Raw genomic sequence first — 18,221 nt, 5'->3', positions numbered from 1 at the left:
GCGGCGCGTTCCCGCTTCTACGCTTGCTTAAGCGGCAATTTCACGCGCATGACCGTGCCTTCTCCCGGCTTGCCCGACGCCTCGATGCTTCCCCGGTGCATGCCGACGATTTTGCTGGCGATCGTAAGCCCCAGCCCGCTGCCGCCGGCGGCCGCCGTCCGCGATTTGTCCGCTTTGTAGAAGCGTTCGAACATATGAAGCTTGTCTTCCTCCGTAATCCCGATGCCGGTATCGGACACAGTGACCTCGACGGCGTCGCCCTCCCTGCGAATGCCGACATCGATCGATCCTCCGGCCGGCGTAAACTTGATCGCGTTATGGAGCAGGTTGACCCAAACCTGGCTGAGCAGATCCTGATCGGCTTCGATGACGACCGGCTCAAGGTCCGCGTTCAACTCGAGCTCCTTCTCCGTCCATTGCGGCTCGCAAGCCAGAATGAGCAATCGGATCTGCTTGTCGAGGCGGAAGGCTTCGGGGCGGAAAGGGTGGCGGTCCGAATCGAGCGAAGCCAGCCGCAGCATGTTGTCGCTCAGTTTGGACAGCCGCTCGCTCTCCCGTTCGATAATGTCCAGATAATGGAGCGCCTGCTCCCGGCTGATCGCGTCATTTTTCAGCACTTTGGCGAATCCGCCGATCGAAGTCAGCGGCGACTGAATCTCGTGGGATACGTTCGAGATGAACTCCTGGCGCATTTCTTCCATGTTCTTCAAATTTTCGGCCATTTCGTTGATGCTCCGGACAAGCTGGTTGAAGGGATGCCCGATTCTTCCGGGCGGATTGAGCCGAATGTGAAAATCCCCGCTGGAAATGCGCCTGAAGGCGTCGATCAGAATTTGAAAATAATCCATCTGCTTTCTTTGCACCAATCTCGATACGATGGACATCCCGGTGCCGAACAGCAGAAACCCCGCCACGGAAACGATGAGCTGCCGGGCCAGCAGGCCGGGCTGCCAGCCGAATCGGCGATAGACGGCTTCCGCCGCCCAGAAGGCGACGCACCAGCAAAGAAAGAGCACGATGAGGACCAGCAGTATGGACAGAACGACTCTGAGCGCCGCGAACCTGTCCGCCGGGAGCCTGCCGCCGGCAGGCTTGGGATTGCCCGGCTTTCGGTTCCGGCCGAAAGACCGCTTGCTCTCCTCGCTCATTCCGTCACCTCAAGCCGGTAGCCCAATCCGCGAATGGTGCGGATGCGGAAGGCATGCCGATCTTCCGGGAACCGTTCCCTCAGTCTTTTGATATGCACGTCCACCGTCCGCTCGTCCCCCTCGTAATCGTAGCCCCAGATTTGTTCGATGATCTGATCGCGCAGAAGCGTCCTGCCCGGATAGCTGGCCAGCATGAACAGCAGTTCGAACTCTTTGAGCGGCAGCGTCAGCGATTCCCGGCCAACCCGGCATTCATAGGTTTTGCGGTCCAGAAAAAGCTCCCCCACGTGCACCTGCTGCGAAGCGGCGATCCGGTATCGCTTGAGCAGCGCCTTGACCCGGGCGAGCAGCTCCGGCGGATCGAACGGCTTGACCATATAATCGTCCGTGCCGAGCTCGAATCCCTTGACCTTCTGGGCAGTCTCGCCTTTGGCCGTCAGCATGAGCAGCGGGATATCGTATTGCTCGCGAAGTTCCTTGCACAGCTCCCAGCCGTCCATGCCCGGCATCATAATATCCAGAATCACAAGATCCGCTTTGACGCTGCGCAGCGCTTCGAGCGCCTGCAGGCCGTTCTCCGCGGCGCAAACCTGGTAGCCTTCCTGCTTCAGCAGATGCTCCATCAGCTCGCGAATATGCGGATCGTCGTCGACGATCAAGATTTGCGTCAATCCCACGCACCCTCTTTACCTGTTCCGTTCCGACCGCGTAAACATGATGGTCCCTATAATAGAGAATACAAGGAAAAATCCCGCCATGACCAGCAGATCCAGCCAAGGATTGTATAAGACGACCTGATTGTAGACCGGAGTGCCCTTATAGAAAACCGCCCGGGCCAGATCGATGGCGTAGGTCATCGGCATGAGATGGGCCAGAAACCCGAGAATGCCGGTCGAGTGGAAGATCGGAATGATCGCGCCCGACAGAAACATTTGGGGCATGACGATCAGCATGGAGCCCACATCCGCCGCTTTGCTGTCCTGAACGAAGCCGATAAAGAAAATGCCGAGCGAGGCGCCAACCAGACAGTAGAGCGGGGTCGTCAGAAACAGCCAGACGATATGCATGCCTCCGAGCGGAATCCGCATCGCAAGCGACACGAGCAAGATGCCCAGAAGACCGACGAGGCTGGTAAAGCTGGAGCCGATCATTTTGCCCAGTATAATCGAATATCGCGAAATCGGGGACACGTACAGCTCCTGCGTCAGATTTTTGTCCCTCTCTTCGATTAACGCGCTCATTCCCGCAACCGTGCCCGTAAACATGTTGTTGACGATCATGCCGATCATGACGAACTGCAAATAGTTGAAGCCAAGATTGCCCGCCATGTTTTGCGACAGGCTACCGCCCATGAGCCCGATAAAGATCACCGGAAAAATAATGCTCACGATGAGAAGAACCGGACTTTTGACCGCTTTCGTAATTTCTCTGGCCGTAATGGCCAATACCGCATTGATTTCTTTTGCCGCAACCGAATTCATCTTGCGTCCTCCCCTTTTTCCACCAGGTTCAAATACGCTTCTTCCAGCGTCGGCTGATGGACGTCCAGCTTCTTCAGCGGAACCGTCAGCCCGGACAGCAGTCTCTGCGGCGTCCGTTCCCGGTAGATGACTTTCAGATGTTCGTCGGTTTCCGTATACGGGACCTGAAGCGCGGAAAGTTCCGCTTTCAGCCCTTGACGGTCTTCGGCGTCGAGCAGCATGAATTTCTCGCCGAGCAGGCGGGTTTTAATCTCTTCCGGCGTGCCGAGCAGGGCGACTTTGCCGCGATGAATCATGCATACCCGATCCGCGCCCTCCGCTTCGTCCAGATAGTGCGTCGTAAGGAAAATGGTAATGTTCTCTTCCTTTCGAACCTTTTGCAGATAATCCCACAGTGAGCGCCGCGCCGAAGCGTCCAGCCCTTGCGTCGGTTCGTCCAGAAACAGAATCTTGGGCTTGTGCATCAGGCTGCGGATAATTTCGAGCTTGCGCTTCATGCCGCCGGAGAAGGTCTTGACCCGCTTGAACAGATTGTCGTGAATGCCGACGATCTCCGCCAGTTCTTCGATTCTTCGTTTGTAAGCCGCCGGCATCATCCGGTAGAACGGGCGATAGCCGTACAGCCCGTAAATGCTGACATGAAGCCGGATATTCTCTTCGGCCGTAAGTTCCAGGTCCAGGCTCGGGTTTTGGAAAATGATGCCCACCTGGCGGCGGACCTGCTTGGCCTCCTTCTCCAAATCGTAACCGGCGATCTCGACCGATCCGCCCGTCATCGCCAGCGTTGTCGTCAAGATGGAGATCGTTGTCGTTTTCCCCGCTCCGTTGGGTCCGAGGAAAGCGAAGAACTCCCCTTCCTTTACATCGAAGCTGATGCCGTCAACGGCCGGCCGTTCCGATTTTTTGTACCGTTTGACCAAATCATTGACCCGAATGATCGAATCCATACGTTTGCCCTCCGTCCCGTTATCTTGGTATGTTCGAGCCACGGAACCTAAAATAACGGGGAAATATGAACTGAATTTGAACGGGAATCCTGGAAGCCGACGCAGCGAAAACAAAAAAAATCAGCCGGATGTTCCCGGCTGATCTTCATACGTAGGATAGGATCTCCCGATAGATATGGGGCAAAGCGACTTGCCGATCGGCATATCCCGCCTCATAGACCGCTTTAGGCATGCCGTATACGATGCACGATTCTTCGGCTTCGACGATCACATGTCCGCGATGCCGCTTGACTTCTTGGCAGCCCAAGACCCCGTCCGTCCCCATTCCCGTCAGAATAACGGCCAATAATCGGTCGCGGTAAATCGAAGATGCGGAATGAATCGTCACATCAACGGATGGCTTGTACCATTTGCTTTCGTCCGCCACGATGTTTAGTCTGGTCTTTCCGTCGCTTGTTTTCCGGAATAACGTTTGATACCCCGCCGGCGCAATATAAATGATCCCCGGCATCACGATATCGCCCTCTTCCGCTTCTTTCACTTTCAGTTGGCAAAGGGTATCGAAACGGTCGGCCAAAGGCTTGGTAAAGCCGGGCGGCATATGCTGCACAACGACAATGCCGGCCGGAAAGTCCGGCGTAAATCGGGGAAGAATGGATTGTATGGCGGAAGGGCCGCCTGTGGAGCATCCGATAATGAGCAGATCGACGGAAGCCGGGCTTGATTTCGTTTTGGCTTCCGCCGTTTCGCTCGCAGACGCAGCCTTGTTCCTTAAGGGTAATCTTGCTTGGGCGGCGGACTTCACCCTCATTAGGAAATCGCCGATGGTTTTCGGTTCCGCAGGATCCTTGATCAAGGAGCTTTTGGGAAAGAAATCGACGGCCCCCAATTGCAAGGCCGTTAGGGTAGCTTCCGCTCCTTCGCTTGTTACCGTGCTCAGCATGACGACGGGTACCGGATGATCCTTCATGATGTGTTCCAAGGCGGCAATTCCGTCCATCTCCGGCATTTCTACATCCATCGTCACGACATCCGGCTTGAAACGCTTGATCTTTTCAATGGCCTCCGCGCCGGTGCGGGCCATCCCCACGATAAAAAAATCCGGGTCCTTCTCAAACAAGAGGCTGACAGCCCTTCTCATGAATGCAGAATCATCGACGATCAGTACACCGTACCGGCTCAATTGGCTTTGCCTCCTTCTTGCAACGTTCAGAAAGCCGTCTTCGTCTAATGGCGAACGCTCAACGTCCTCCTTTGCGGTAATAAAATGTCGTGCGGGCGTTTATGGTTTCGAAATGCGTGTTCATTCCCGTTAGCGTTTCGGCATGTCCCAGAAATAAAAATCCGCCGGCGTTCAGACGATTGTAAAATTTCGCGATAACCCGGCGGGTTGCAGCGGCGTCGAAATAAATCAGCACATTTCGGCAAAAAATGATATCGACTTTTCCGACCTCCGCCACATCCTCATTATTCAACAGATTCAAATTCCGGAATTCGATCCTGTCTTTGATGAAACGCTTGATTTGAAAGCCTTCATCTTGCCGGAAAAAGTACTTGTCCAGCATCTCCTTCGGCGTCCTGCGGAAGCATAAGGAATGTTCGTGGTACCACCCGCGGCTTGCGATTTGCAGAACTTTTTTATTGATGTCGGTGGCCAGGATATGTACGGATTCCAACGGCACAACCCCTGATTCCGCAATGGTCATCGCCAGGCTGTACGGTTCTTCGCCCGTGGAGCAAGCGGCGCTCCAGATCCGGATGCACGGCTGGTTCCGAAACTGGGGAAGAACCGCATGGCATAATTCGTTAAGCTGATTCTCTTCCCGAAAAAAATAGGTCTCGTTGTTGGTTACAAGTTCGACAAGATGATCCCATTCCTGCGGATTGCGTTTTAAAAATTCGTTGTACTCCCGGTATGTCATATCCAGCACGGATAGCCGCTTCAGCACTTTGGACGCAAGCGAGGAAAGATTGTCCAAGTAATGGAGTCCGCAGTAATCGTAAATCATTTGGCCCAATTCTTTTAAGCCCGGATCGGAACCGGCGCTTGCCGGCGGCAGGATGTTAGACTTGCAATACTCGAATCGAACTTTGAATTGTCGCGGATCGGTCTGCCAACGCTCGTGCAACCACAACCATCCTTTCCACGTCTTGCATGTTCTGCCGAACAACCCGTTCCGTATCGAATATCGCCTTTTCGAGTTTGTCCACTTCATTCACTTGCCATTTGGCCGCTTCCGTGACTTCGGCTGCTTGTTGGGCCACATTTTCGATGGCTTTGGCAATATTTTTTCCGTGTTTGGCCTGCTCCTCCGTAGCTGCCGAAATCTGACGCACCTGCTCGCGGGTATTGGCTACTCCCTTGACGACTTCTTCGACGCCGGCGGCCTGCTCCTTCGTCGCCTGGGCCACCATGGCGGTCTGCTTCGTTACATTTTCGACCGCTCTTACGATATTTTCGCCTTGCTTCGCTTGTTCACCGGTTGCAAGGGTAATCTGAAGCACCTGTTCGCGGGCATTTACGACGCCCTTTACGACTTCCTCGACGGCAAGCGCCTGTTCCTTAGTCGCCTGCGTCACCATAGCGGCTTGCTTCGTTACATTCTCGACCGCTCTTACGATATTTTCGCCTTGTGTCGCTTGTTCGACCGTTGCAACGGTAATCTGGCGCACCTGTTCGCGGGCATTCACGACGCCCCTCACGACTTCCTCGACGGCAAGCGCCTGTTCCTTCGTCGCCTGCGTCACCATCTCGGCTTGATTGGACAAGGTGCCGACGGCTTTGACGATCTGTTCGCTTCCCTTCGCCTGTTCAACGGTCGCGGAAGTGATCTGCCTGATTTCACTCGTAATGTTTTCGACTCCGGTGACGATTTTCTCGATGGCAACCCCGGTTTCATCGGCCAGTTTGTTTCCTTGCTCGACTTTTTCCATTCCGGTCTCGATCGCTTTGATCGCATCGGTGGTTTCGCTTTGAATGCCTTTGATTAATTGGGCGATTTCTTTGGTCGCTTTGGCGCTTCTTTCGGCGAGCTTTCTCACTTCGTCGGCCACGACGGCGAACCCTTTGCCGTGTTCGCCCGCCCTTGCGGCTTCAATCGCGGCGTTCAGCGCCAAAAGGTTGGTTTGCTCGGCAATGTCGTCGATGACTTCAATAATGCTTCCGATTTCTTCCGAGCTTTTTCCCAGATTGGTCATGACGTCGGATGCCTGTTTGACGACATCCGCAATTTCTTTCATTCCCGCCAGGGACTGGCCGACCGCCTTTTGGCCGTCCTTGGCGTCCGCCAGAACCTGGTCCGTAAGCGAGTTCACATTTTGCGTATTTTTGGCCACCTGTTCGATCGAAGCCGCGATTTGCTGAATCGAGGCCGAGGTATCGCTGGCGATCTGCTGCAATTGGTCCGCATTGACGGCAATGCCGCGAATCGATTTGCCCATCTGCTCGATGGACACGGAGATCTGTTCGACGGAACTGGCCGTGCTTTCGGCATTTCCGGCCACTTGCTGAATGGAAACCACCATCTCTTGGATGGCGCTCGACGCTTCTTCCGCCGAGGCGGTCAGACTCTCCGCATTGTCGGCTACGCCCTTGATCGAATGCCCCATTTCTTCGATGGAAGCGGAAATTTGCTCCACGGAACTTGCCGTACTTTCGCTGTTGCCGGCAACCTGCTGAATGGAAACCACCATCTCCTGGATGGCGCTCGACGCTTCTTCCGCCGAGGCGGTCATGCTCGCCGCATTGTCGGCTACGCCTTTGATCGATTGTCCCATTTCTTCAATGAAAGCGGAAATCTGCTCCACGGAGCCTGCCGTGTTTTGGCTGTTGCCGGCAACCTGCTGAACGGAAGCGGCCATCTCCTGGACGGCTTCCGCGATCTCACTTGCGGAAGCCGTCAGACGATCCGAGTTTTGGCTTACCCCTTCAATGGATTTCGATATCTCCACAACAATGCCGGATGCGGATTCAAGGGCCGACGACTGCTCTCTGGTCCCGTGAGAAATCTGTTCCGTAATGACGGCAAGATCCTTCAAGTTTTGTTCCATGCTTTTGGAATCGGTGATGGCCGCTTCAATGGATTGGGAAACTCCTGCAAACTTCATCGCATTTCGAAGCATGTTTTTTTTCAAAGCGCTCATCGTATGTTTGCCTCCCTCGTTTGCACTTCATTGATGATGAAATCCATTTCCAGCTTGCTTAACAAGCGGTCCAGATCAAGCAAGATAATGAGACGGTGGTCCATTTTACAGATGGCTCTCATATAAGCCGTTTGCGCCGTCGCGATCGTGTCGGGAACCGGCTCCAGGCTGTTTTCCTCGATTCGCAGCACTTCTTTCACTTCGTCGACCAACAGCCCGATCACTCGGCCTTGGGAGCGGGTGATCACGATGCGCTGTTTTTTGGACTTGATCGGTTCTTTCCAAAATTGAATCCGCAGATCGACGACCGGTATGATTTCCCCGCGAAGATTGATCACGCCGACGATGGATTTGGGCGCTTTCGCAATCGATGTGACTTGAGGAACAAAAATAATTTCATAAACATCCGAAATGGGAAGTCCGAGCTCTTCCGTTTCGATTCGAAAGGTAACCAACTGCCTGATCGGCTGGTCCGATGTCAACGATTCATTCCCCCTTACGCCGTGCAAAATGGATCGGGTTAGCCGGCATCGCCCATGACTTCGGAGTCGAACGATTTCAGGCTGTTTGCCAATTTGAAGATTCCGGTGACGTCCAAGATCAGCGCTACGCTCCCGTCACCCAGAATGGTGGCCCCCGAGACGCCTTCGATCTGTCCGATATAGGAACCGATGGATTTGACGACAATTTCCTGGCTGCCGATCAATTCATCGACCACCAGACCGAGCCGCTTTTCCGCCAGTCCGAGAACCACGATAAATACATTTTGCGTTGTTCTTCTGACGCTCGGCATTCGGAACAATTCGTGAAGACCGATGAGCGGAATCATTTTTTCTCGGATTTTGACAACGGCTTGTCCCTTCACGGTGTGGATGTCCTGTTTCGAAATCCGGACGATTTCGATCACGCTGTTCATGGGCAAAGCATACGTGGTTTCCTGGAACTTGATCAGCAGTCCCCGCAAAATGGCTAAAGTCAAAGGCAACTTGATCGTGAACTTCGTTCCTTCGCCCAGACGGGTTTCGACATCGATCAATCCGTTCAACTTTTCGATATGGTTTCGGACAATGTCCATCCCGACGCCGCGCCCCGATATGTCGCTTACCGTTTGGGCCGTTGAAAAACCGGGAAGGAAAATAAGCTGAATCCATTCCTGCTCCGACATCATCTCGGCGTCTTTCGCCGCGATCAATTGTTTGCGGATGGCGGATTCCTTTACTTTCTCCGCGTCAATGCCCGCCCCGTCATCCTCTACCGTCATCACCACGTGATTTTCTTGATGGGAAGCCCGAATCCTTATCGTGCCTTTAAGCGGTTTTCCCCGTTTCCTTCTAACCTCCGCTTCTTCCAGCCCGTGGTCTATGGCGTTGCGGATCAGGTGAATCAGCGGATCGCTAATTTCCTCAATGACGGTCCGGTCCAGTTCGGTTTCTTTCCCTTCCAGCAGCAGGTTGACATCCTTGTTCAGCGTCCGGGCCAAATCCCGCACCATTCTTGGAAACCGGTTGAACAAGCGCTCGACGGGAAGCATCCGCGTCTTCATCACGGATTCCTGAAGCTCCCCGATGATGCGGCTGAAATGGTTGGAAATCCGCTCCAGATCGTCGATCCTTTCATCCGAAGCGTACCGGTCGCGCAGCACATTGCCGATTTGGGCGATTCGGGTCTGGTCGATGACCAGTTCGCCGACCAAGTTCATCAGGCTCTCCAGTTGCTCCACATCGACGCGAATCGTTTGTCCGGTCTTCTTCTCTTCCTTTCTGTCCTGGCTTGGGATCGGCTTCTCCGGCTCCGCTTCCCGATTCGCATCTGTCAAGGGCACGAGGACATGATCCAAACGGTCATTGGCAAAAGGCAGCACTTCGGCCTCCTCGATATCCATAAGCTGGCTGAGCGCCTGCCGGAGGGCATCGGAATCCGCGTTCGTCTCGACGATATAGGAAAATTCACGGAGGTTCGTTTCTTCGGTCGCGCGGTCCCACTCCGGTTCCGTCGCGAGAACGGCGCCCCACTTCTTCAGATGGTTGAACACGATATGGGCCCGCGGAAGCTTCATCTCGCAATGCTCGGACAAACGGATTTTGCATATCCACTTTTTTAATCGTTGTTGATCTTCAAGCGGCTTGTTCGCCCATTCGGGCTGCTCTTGCGCGCTTGTTTCCAATTGCCGCAATCGATGAACGATGGCATCGATATCGGTTCTTGTGGCGCCTTCCTGTTCGATTTCCTTCTTCATCCCGTTCAAGTGATCCAGACATTGAAAAAGGACATCCACCACCTGCTGCGTCACCGGCAGAAGCTGATTTCGAATCTTGTCAAAAATATTTTCCATTTCGTGCGTCAGCAGCTTCATGTCCTCGAAACCCATTGCAGCCGACGAGCCCTTTAACGTATGCGCAATCCGAAAAATGTTTTGGATGATCTGCGGAGACTCGCCCTGCTGTTCCAGATGCAGAATTTCGATCTCCAGCAGTTGGAGCAGCTCTTCCGCTTCAGACAGGAAGACGCCCATCATTTCCGAGCGATTCATTTGGGTCTCTCCCTCACCCTGCAAGAACGTGTTCTAGATTCAAGATGCCGATAAGTCCTTCTTCCGACTGGCCGATTCCTTGAAAATAACTGCTGTCCACTCCGGACACGATTTCGGCCGAGGGCTGAATGTCGGAAAATTTGAGCACTCGATTCACTCCGTCTACTACGATGCCGATCATTTCCCCGTGATGATTCACCACGACGATTCTCGTCTTGTGAACGACGGACGTCTCGCCCAGCCGAAATCTTTTGCGCAGGCTGACGATCGGCACGATTTTCCCCCGAATGTTCGTAACGCCCTCCAAAAAAGCTTTGCTGTTCGGGACTGCCGTTATTTTTTGCATTTTGATAATTTCATAGACTTCGGAAATCTTTAGGGCGTATTTTTCGGTGCCCAACTCGATCACGATGTACTGGTCCTGCTGTGAAACGTCCACTGTCTCCCCCCCCCCCCAAGGAATTCGCTCAACCAAGAAAAGCCGATGCGGATAGGCGATCCGGTTGACAAGACTCCCGTTGCCTTGTAACGTACTGCACTAAGCGTGTCTACATAGCGTGCCATTTCGCACAACTGAACTTGTTCGACAACAGGAGGGACGCAGATGAAACAGAGTATTGTGAAGCCAATCGAGAAAACGCAGGAGGAACTGACGGACGAAGAAATTGTCAGCATGTTTTTGGCCACCCATCACCATTCCCGTTACACCTTGCGAAATTACAAGTATGCGATCGAACGATTTCAAAGCTTTATCGGGGAAAAAAGACTTAAAGACGTGACTTGGAGGGATATCGAGCTTTATAAGCTGAGTCTGCTCAAGAGGGATGAACGACAGAATCGCCAATATTCCGCGGCGACGGTCTCCGTATTGCTGGCCCCTCTTCGTTCCCTTTATAAGTGGGGAAACAGTCCCAACATTCAATGTTTTCCCCACAATCCGGCGGCGGTCATCAAGAAGCCGAGGGTGTCGAACAGCAGCAGCCGTCATTTTCTAACCCGGAACGAAGTCGCGAAAATATTGCACCAATTAAACCAATCGACGCTTCGCGATTATACGATCGGCCTGACGTTGGTTTTGCTTGGATTGAGAGTTTCCGAATTGGTTTCGATGGAATGGGACGATTTTCATACCGATCCCATGGGAACTTCCATTTGGTTGACCGTGATGAACGGAAAAGGCCGGAAAGCGCGGGAAGTGAAAGTGCCCGACATGCTCTGGAACCAGCTCCTTTTATACCGCAAGGAACAGGGGAGCAGCGGCAAAGTGTTTCCGCTGAGCACCCGTCAGGTGGAACGGATCATCGAAAACGCCCGGAAAAAGGCCAATTTATCCAAGAAAGTCACGCCTCACTGGTTGCGGCACACCAATGCGACTCTGGCTTTGCTAAACGGAGCGTCTCTTCAACAGGTTCAACAGACATTGGGACATTCGCACATCAATACGACCCAACAGTATATTCACACGGTAGAACAGATCAAAAAAGCGGCTCCGGATTTCGTTGAAGACTGCCTGAAGGAAGTGCTCTAGAACGCGTTTCGGGGATCGGCGCTCGCGCACGGCAAGAGGGAGAAATTGTCGCCAAAACAAGAATTTCGTCGAATTTTCGACGAAATTTGTAGCGATGCGGGGCACTTCTAGGTGAAATATGATTGAAAATCGTTGAAAACCAATCTTTTGCATGTTATATTCATAGGTGTGTTTTTCTCGATTGGCTTCACAATACTCTGTTTCATCTGCGTCCCTCCTGTTGTCGAACAAGTTCAGTTGTGCGACCTCCATTATCCTATTACCCATTATCCCAACGATCAATCGTTCTCATACGCCGAAATCATCTTGTAACAATTGTATTTAAGGACATATCATAACAGTTATGTAAAGGACATTCAACTCTTTTCCGCTGCAGCTTCATATCGCGGCAAAATAAAAACCGCCATATTTGGCGGTTTTTTGGATTACTCAGGATACGAGAGGTCTCTTCCGTAAAGACAGATCCCCTGCACGCTGCCGTGAAAATAGCTCCTGATAATATCCGTTTAATTTCAGCAATTCCTGATGGCTTCCGCTTTCGATGATTTCCCCGTTCCTGACTACAAAAATCAAGTCCGCATGCACCACCATGGAAAGCCTGTGAGCAATCATCACGACCGTTTTATCCCTGCCGATCTGTTGAATGGATTCCTGTACCAGCTTTTCGCTTTCGTTATCGAGCGCGCTTGTGGCCTCATCCAAAAGGATCAGCGGCGGATCTTTCAAAAATACGCGCGCAAGCGCAACCCGCTGTTTCTGCCCGCCCGAGAGCTTGATTCCCCTTTCCCCGATTTCCGTGTCATAGCCGTTCGGCAGCAAGGAGATAAAGCCGTGCGCAAACGCTTTTTGGGCGGCGGCGATCACTTCTTCATCCGCAGCGTCATGCTTGGCTATTTTGATGTTATCCTTGATCGACGAACTGTACAAGAAGTTGTCTTGCGTGACAACCCCCATATGCGCACGCAGACTGGACAAGGAATAATCCTTGATATTCACGCCGTCGATCCGGATCGAGCCCTCCGTTGCGTCATACATCCGCATCAAAAGCTGGAGAATGGTGCTTTTGCCGCCGCCGCTCTCTCCCACAAACGCATAGGTCTTGCCTTTTTCGAGGGTGAAGGATAAATTTCGGACGACCGCATCGCGGTTGTTGTAAGCAAAGGACACGTTTTCGAACGTAATCGAATTCGTAAAGGCTTTTAATTCTCTTGGGTTCGCTTGTTCGGTGATTTCGGCAGGAATTCGAAGGAAATCGAAGATCCGCCTAAGCGCCACGCTGCCTTCCGTTATCGCCGGGAATGCTTGAACGAGCGCGGCGACCGGGCTTCTCATTTTGTCGACATAAGCGAAGAACGCGATTAAACTGCCGAGTGTCAAGCTGCCGTCGATCACGAACAGGCTGCCGGCCAAGACCACCATAAAAGGCGTCACATCGCTCAGCACATTCACGGAAGCCAACGTGACGGCGTTCAGCTTCGCGTGCTTGTTCGTCAACCCCTCATACCGGTCCAAATGCCGATCCAGTTCCTCCTTGTCGCGGTTCTCGGAAGCAAACAGCTTGGAAATGAATGCGCCCTGAATGCTTTCGAAGATAAATCCGCTTAGTACCGAGCGATAATTCATCATGCTGGCGGTCGATTTCTTAAACGTTTTCGAGAGAAAATGGGCGAGAACAAACTGGAACCCGACCATCAGCATCGCGAGCAAGGTCAGTCTCAGGTTCATCGTGAACAGAACGCCTACGATAAAGATAAGGACGATCATCTCCATCCAGATGTTCGAGAATACGGCGGTCATGTAGCCTCTTGCCTTCTCCATATCGTCGAAGAAACGCGTTCCGATTTCTCCGCTCTTGTGATCCGCAAAATACTTCGCATCCAAAGAATGGACTTTGGCAAATGCATCTTTGCGCAGGGCTTTGATCACATTGTTGTTGGCTTTGTGCAGACAATATTGCCTGACGTATTCCATGGGCGCGCGTAGGGCGAAGAACACAACCAGCACGATGAGGGCAATGACGAGCAACTTCGCCAATTTGTCCGCACTCGATAAAGCCTCGTTCTGAAGCAAGTCGTCGAAAATATATTTCAGGATTAGCGGAACCGTCAGCGGGATCAGGAAACGAAACAGGCTTCCTGCGAATCCCCAAATGTAGAGCGTCATTTCTTTTCTCGCATAGGGCAAGAACGGTCTCATGGGACCTCCATCCTCGTCTCGATTTCTGACTACTTCCCCGTAAACCGGTCAATCGAAAATGCCTGTTTCATAACATTCGTATGATGATCACGGTCCGCCGCCTCCCTTATGGAACACGAACGACATAGGATGCCGTAAACACTTTATTCTCTCTTTGGAACTGTCCCCAGATCTTATAAATCCCGCTCTTCGGAAACGCCGTTTCGAAGACCGCCTCCGGTCCCGTACCCTGCCCTTCATCGGCATGCACGTGCAAATATCGCTCGCCGTCCTCCGTCAAGATCACCACATGTCCGATGGCGCCCAAATAAGGCTCTAGATCGGTAACCGGTTTGCCGGTCTTCTCATCGGCAATCGTAAACTTCAGCGTCAGCTCTTTTTTCGAAGCGAGGGGATCGATCGCAAGCTTGACCCGGTTGCCGTCTGCGGTTTTTTCCAGCGTTTCGTCCGGGACGACGGGGACCGGCTTCGCCTGCTCGCCCTCGACCCGAACCCATGCCATCTTCGTCATCGGATCGCCGCCGGTCGGCGTAAAATCGGCAATCATCCGGTACTCGCCCCCCGCAGGGAAATCGTTCACGATTTCGAATACGCCGTTCCCTTTGTATTCGGGATGGATGTGATTGAAGTAGGACAAATCCTTGCTGACCACGATCAGATGCAGCAGCTTCTCGTGATTGATGTCGAAGGCGTCGATCGGTCCGCCGTCCTTCTTCTTGATCTCCAGCCGGATCATCGTTCCCGCTGCGGCTGCGGACGCTTGATTGCGCTCAAGCGTCCAGACCGCTTCCACATCGTCCGCCAAAATGCGGTCGCTCACTTCCGATACGGCCTCGTCTTCCCATGAAGAATTGGAACCGCAAGCCGACAACAGCATCGTCAGGAGCAGAAGGAACAAGATTCGTTTACTCATATCGTAACGCCTCGCTTAACCGGGTTTTTGCCGCCTTTGAGGCCGGCGCGAAACTGGAAACCAGACTGACCGCGACGCCGAAGCCGCCGGTCAGCAGCACGATTTTCCAGGATACTTCGAACGCATAGGTCAACGAATGAATTTCCATAAACGTCGAAGTGAGATAGATCAGCCATATGCCCAATGCGCAGCCGGCCACGGCGGCGGCCAGTCCGATGCCTGCGCCCTCAAGCAGCACCATCCGCAGCACCTGGCGGCGCGTAACGCCGACGGCCCGCATCATGCCGAGCTCGCGAATCCGCTCCATAATCGTCATGAGCAGCGTATTCGCAATGCCGATGCCCGAAATCACGATCGACAGAATCAACAGCGCGTTGATGACCGAGAACGAACCGGTATAGACCGCGCCAATGACCGTAACCCAATCTTCGGGCCCGAACATCTCTTCCGCCCGTTCCCCGAACGCGTCGAAGATCCTCTCCCGCAATTGCAGCGCAGAAACGCTCTCGTCTTTAATCACGAGCGCGTTGTGCTCGTATTTGAGCCCGAAGCTTTCTTTAAAGGTCTCGGTTTTGACGAACGCGCCGTAACCGTTGTTTTTCATCGTATCGACAACCGCCACAACCTTGAACGCTTTCACCCCTTGCAGCGTCGACAGCCAGACGCTCTCGCCGATGTTGCCGCCCCATACGCCGAACGCGATGTTGTCGAGCACAATTTCGTCGTCCTTCAGCGACCGGATCAATTCGCCCGGCGACTGGCCTGTAGAAGCGAACAACGGGAAGCGGTCGATCCAGTCCGCGCCGACGCCGTAAACGGAAAGTTTGCGTTTTTGGTCGTTGAGCGACCAAACGACGGACTGCAGCGAATAGGTTTGCGCATCGGCTACGCCTTCGATCTGCTTCAACCGTTCCACATCCGTTTTTTCAACATGATGAAAATGGATGTCCAGATTCCCGCCGTAGGTGGAAAAAATGACTTTTTCGTACGTTTGCAGAAATGCGGAATTGAGGGAACTGACCAGCACGATCATCGCAATGCCCAAGCAGAGAATGACGGAGGTCATCGACGTGCGGCCAAGATTCCGCTTCAGATTGCGCGCGGCCAATTCGCCGCTAAATCCGAAAATCAGCCGATAAACGGGTTTCAGCAGCAGCATGAACAGGTTGAACAGGAACGGAAAAACCAGAACGATGCCAATCATGATGGGCAATACGAGCAGCAAATGCTTGATGAAAAAACCGGACGCGATCAACAAGAGGCCGGCAAGGAGCTGCCATTTCCGCAACTTCCCCGCTTCATTCGCGCGGTTTTCCTTGAGCGACTCGATGACGCTGACTTTGCCCGCCTGGCGGATCGGATACAACGCCGCCGCGATCGGCACCAGCAAACCGGCAAGAATCGAAACGACAAGTCCGTTGACCAGCTTCATCCCGCTGTCGTCATAAACGCTGAACATCAAAAAGATCAGCGCCTTTAACCCGATCCCCATCCCGTATCCCAACAGCAGGCCGACGGCGGTTCCGATGATCGACAGCAGCATCACTTCGAACAGGACGAAAGTCCGCATTTGCTCGGGGGTATATCCGATCGTCTTGAGCGCGGCAAACTCATTCTTGCGCTCTTTGACGCTGACGTACAGGGAATTGAAGATAATGAGCGCGCTAAGCGCAATGCCCAGCAAGCCGGCGATATAGAGCGTGAGAAAGAAGGAATTGGCTTCCTTGAACTGGGTTTCGAAATCAAGCACGACCGGCTGCATATAAATATTGCCGAAGCGCTGGACCATCTCGTCTACCTGCCGGCCGGCCGCGTCCAGATCCGTTCCGGGGAGCGCCCGGATGTGAATGGTTTCGATTTGATCCGCCAAATCGAACCAGTCCTGAACGGTGGACAGGGGGACGGCGACCGACCAGGGATGGTACTTGGCCATCATCCAGCTCGAAGGCCCCATCAGTTCGACCGTATAACGGACGATCGCGGATATTTGAATGTGCCGGATGCCTTCGTCCGTGTCAAAGGAAATCGTATCGCCCACATCGGCTTTCCAGACTTTGGCTGTCCGGTCCGTAATGACAGTTCCGTCCGCGGTCAGGCTGCCCTTGATCAGCTTGAAGTTGGTCAGCGCCGAATCCAGCCGGCTGTAGCCGATCAGATCGACCCGCTTCTGGATGGCCGCGATCCCTTCCTTCTCCAGATGCAGCTTCGTATTTTCCTTGAGTATGGCGACCGATTCGATCGGCTTCAAGCTTCCGACTTCCCGATATACGTCTTCCGAGAAATAAGGCTCGGTGCCGTAAACCTGAAAATCCGCTTTGCCGAAAGCCGCCTTCAGATACAGCGGAAACACGGTTTTGGCGGTATCGACGGACGCGATGACCGCAAACGTGGAGGCCACCCCGATGACAATCGACAGGATCGTCAGAAAGGTGCGAAGTTTCCGGCGCATTAAATTGCGCCAAGCGATTTGCCAGAGATTCATTTCCCTTCCTCTCCTTCCGGCCCTTGTTGCACCACTTCGCCGTCCCGGATCACGATGATCCGGTCTGCCGCTTCGGCAGCCTGCCGGTCATGCGTCACCATCACGACGGTGATTTGCTCCTCCTTGTTTAATCGGGACAGAAGCTTAAGGACGCTCTCTCCGTTTTTCCGGTCCAGGTTGCCCGTCGGCTCATCCGCCAAAATCAGGCCCGGCTTCATCGCAAGAGCTCGCGCAATCGCCACGCGCTGTTGCTGCCCGCCGCTTAACTGGGAAGGGAAGTACGTTTCTTTGTCCTCCAGATTCACTTCCTTCAGCAAACGCTGCACTCTTGATTTGATCTCCGCTTTGGGAGCTTTGTTCGCCGCCAGCGGCAGACCGACATTCTCGGCAACGGTCATCATCGGGAGCAACTGATAGTTTTGAAACACAAAGCCTACTTTCCGGCGGCGGAACAGCGTTCTCTCATTCTCGCTGAGCTTGTTGAGCTTGACCCCGTCCACGACAATGCTGCCCGAGGTCGGAAGATCGAGTCCCCCCATCAATTGCAGCAGCGTGCTTTTGCCCGAACCGCTGGGTCCCATGATGGCGACGAATTCGCCTTTTCGGATGTGAATATCGTTCTCTTTCAAGGCGGTGAAGTGACCCGCTTCCAGAGAGAAAACCTTGGACACTCGTTCCATTTTAATCATGTCTTTAAGCCTCCGAATTGGATTTTGTTAACCGTACACTCGCTCGGTATGAATCCATCATAAGGGAGAGGGAGATCCGCGAACGCGCAAACGATGGCCCTCTCCGCGCAAACGATGAACGATTTCCCGCAAAAATTTGCGGCCCTCGCGCAAAAACAAAAAAG

Annotated in this window: 15 protein-coding genes; 1 reads left to right on the top strand and 14 read right to left on the bottom strand. The window is 53.4% G+C overall.

Features of this window, described 5'->3' with window-relative positions:
• Window positions 1-17: 17 nt before the first annotated feature.
• From F560_RS0105805 to F560_RS0105760, 10 genes are all read right to left on the bottom strand, one after another.
• Window positions 18-1,148 carry a sensor histidine kinase gene (locus F560_RS0105805; protein ID WP_019004781.1) on the bottom strand — a complete coding sequence of 377 codons (1,131 nt, stop codon included), beginning with the start codon at window positions 1,146-1,148 and terminating at the stop codon, window positions 18-20.
• Window positions 1,145-1,819: a response regulator transcription factor gene (locus F560_RS0105800; protein WP_019004780.1), complete on the bottom strand. Its 675-nt coding sequence runs from the start codon at window positions 1,817-1,819 to the stop codon at window positions 1,145-1,147. Before F560_RS0105800 ends, F560_RS0105805 begins: the two co-directional genes overlap by 4 nt.
• A gap of 15 nt (window positions 1,820-1,834) precedes the next feature.
• Window positions 1,835-2,629 carry an ABC transporter permease gene (locus F560_RS0105795; RefSeq protein WP_019004779.1) on the bottom strand — a complete coding sequence of 265 codons (795 nt, stop codon included), beginning with the start codon at window positions 2,627-2,629 and terminating at the stop codon, window positions 1,835-1,837.
• Window positions 2,626-3,576, bottom strand: a complete 951-nt coding sequence (locus F560_RS0105790) for an ABC transporter ATP-binding protein (protein ID WP_019004778.1) — start codon at window positions 3,574-3,576, stop codon at window positions 2,626-2,628. The genes F560_RS0105795 and F560_RS0105790 overlap by 4 nt, the downstream gene beginning before the upstream one ends.
• 145 nt (window positions 3,577-3,721) lie before the next feature.
• Window positions 3,722-4,759, bottom strand: coding sequence for a protein-glutamate methylesterase/protein-glutamine glutaminase (locus F560_RS0105785; protein WP_019004777.1), 1,038 nt, complete (start codon window positions 4,757-4,759; stop codon window positions 3,722-3,724).
• A 58-nt stretch (window positions 4,760-4,817) separates the two neighbouring features.
• Window positions 4,818-5,585 carry a CheR family methyltransferase gene (locus F560_RS0105780; protein ID WP_019004776.1) on the bottom strand — a complete coding sequence of 256 codons (768 nt, stop codon included), beginning with the start codon at window positions 5,583-5,585 and terminating at the stop codon, window positions 4,818-4,820.
• A 55-nt stretch (window positions 5,586-5,640) separates the two neighbouring features.
• Complete coding sequence (locus F560_RS24150; RefSeq protein ID WP_019004775.1) at window positions 5,641-7,719, bottom strand: methyl-accepting chemotaxis protein; 2,079 nt, start codon at window positions 7,717-7,719, stop codon at window positions 5,641-5,643.
• Complete coding sequence (locus F560_RS22625; RefSeq protein WP_019004774.1) at window positions 7,716-8,201, bottom strand: chemotaxis protein CheW; 486 nt, start codon at window positions 8,199-8,201, stop codon at window positions 7,716-7,718. Before F560_RS22625 ends, F560_RS24150 begins: the two co-directional genes overlap by 4 nt.
• 38 nt (window positions 8,202-8,239) lie before the next feature.
• Complete coding sequence (locus tag F560_RS0105765) at window positions 8,240-10,249, bottom strand: chemotaxis protein CheA (protein WP_019004773.1); 2,010 nt, start codon at window positions 10,247-10,249, stop codon at window positions 8,240-8,242.
• 13 nt (window positions 10,250-10,262) lie between these two features.
• Window positions 10,263-10,688, bottom strand: a complete 426-nt coding sequence (locus tag F560_RS0105760) for a chemotaxis protein CheW (protein WP_019004772.1) — start codon at window positions 10,686-10,688, stop codon at window positions 10,263-10,265.
• Between the two features lie 165 nt (window positions 10,689-10,853).
• Between F560_RS0105760 and F560_RS0105755 the strand changes: the two genes are divergently transcribed.
• On the top strand, window positions 10,854-11,777 hold the full coding sequence (locus F560_RS0105755) for a tyrosine-type recombinase/integrase (RefSeq protein WP_019004771.1): 924 nt from the start codon (window positions 10,854-10,856) through the stop codon (window positions 11,775-11,777).
• A gap of 429 nt (window positions 11,778-12,206) precedes the next feature.
• Here the strand turns inward: F560_RS0105755 and F560_RS0105745 are convergent, their stop codons facing one another.
• The 4 genes from F560_RS0105745 to F560_RS0105730 form a co-directional block, all read right to left on the bottom strand.
• A complete protein-coding gene (locus F560_RS0105745; RefSeq protein WP_019004769.1) occupies window positions 12,207-13,973 on the bottom strand; it encodes an ABC transporter ATP-binding protein in 1,767 nt (588 codons plus the stop codon).
• A 106-nt stretch (window positions 13,974-14,079) separates the two neighbouring features.
• A complete protein-coding gene (locus F560_RS0105740) occupies window positions 14,080-14,886 on the bottom strand; it encodes a hypothetical protein (RefSeq protein ID WP_020621270.1) in 807 nt (268 codons plus the stop codon).
• Window positions 14,879-17,368, bottom strand: coding sequence for an FtsX-like permease family protein (locus F560_RS0105735; protein WP_019004767.1), 2,490 nt, complete (start codon window positions 17,366-17,368; stop codon window positions 14,879-14,881). Before F560_RS0105735 ends, F560_RS0105740 begins: the two co-directional genes overlap by 8 nt.
• Window positions 17,365-18,057 carry an ABC transporter ATP-binding protein gene (locus tag F560_RS0105730; protein WP_019004766.1) on the bottom strand — a complete coding sequence of 231 codons (693 nt, stop codon included), beginning with the start codon at window positions 18,055-18,057 and terminating at the stop codon, window positions 17,365-17,367. The genes F560_RS0105735 and F560_RS0105730 overlap by 4 nt, the downstream gene beginning before the upstream one ends.
• Window positions 18,058-18,221: the final 164 nt, after the last annotated feature.

The organism is Cohnella laeviribosi DSM 21336 (assembly GCF_000378425.1).
GTDB lineage: Bacteria > Bacillota > Bacilli > Paenibacillales > Paenibacillaceae > Cohnella > Cohnella laeviribosi.
Note: the sequence above shows the minus strand (reverse complement) of the source record. Positions and strands in the feature narration are given on the sequence as shown.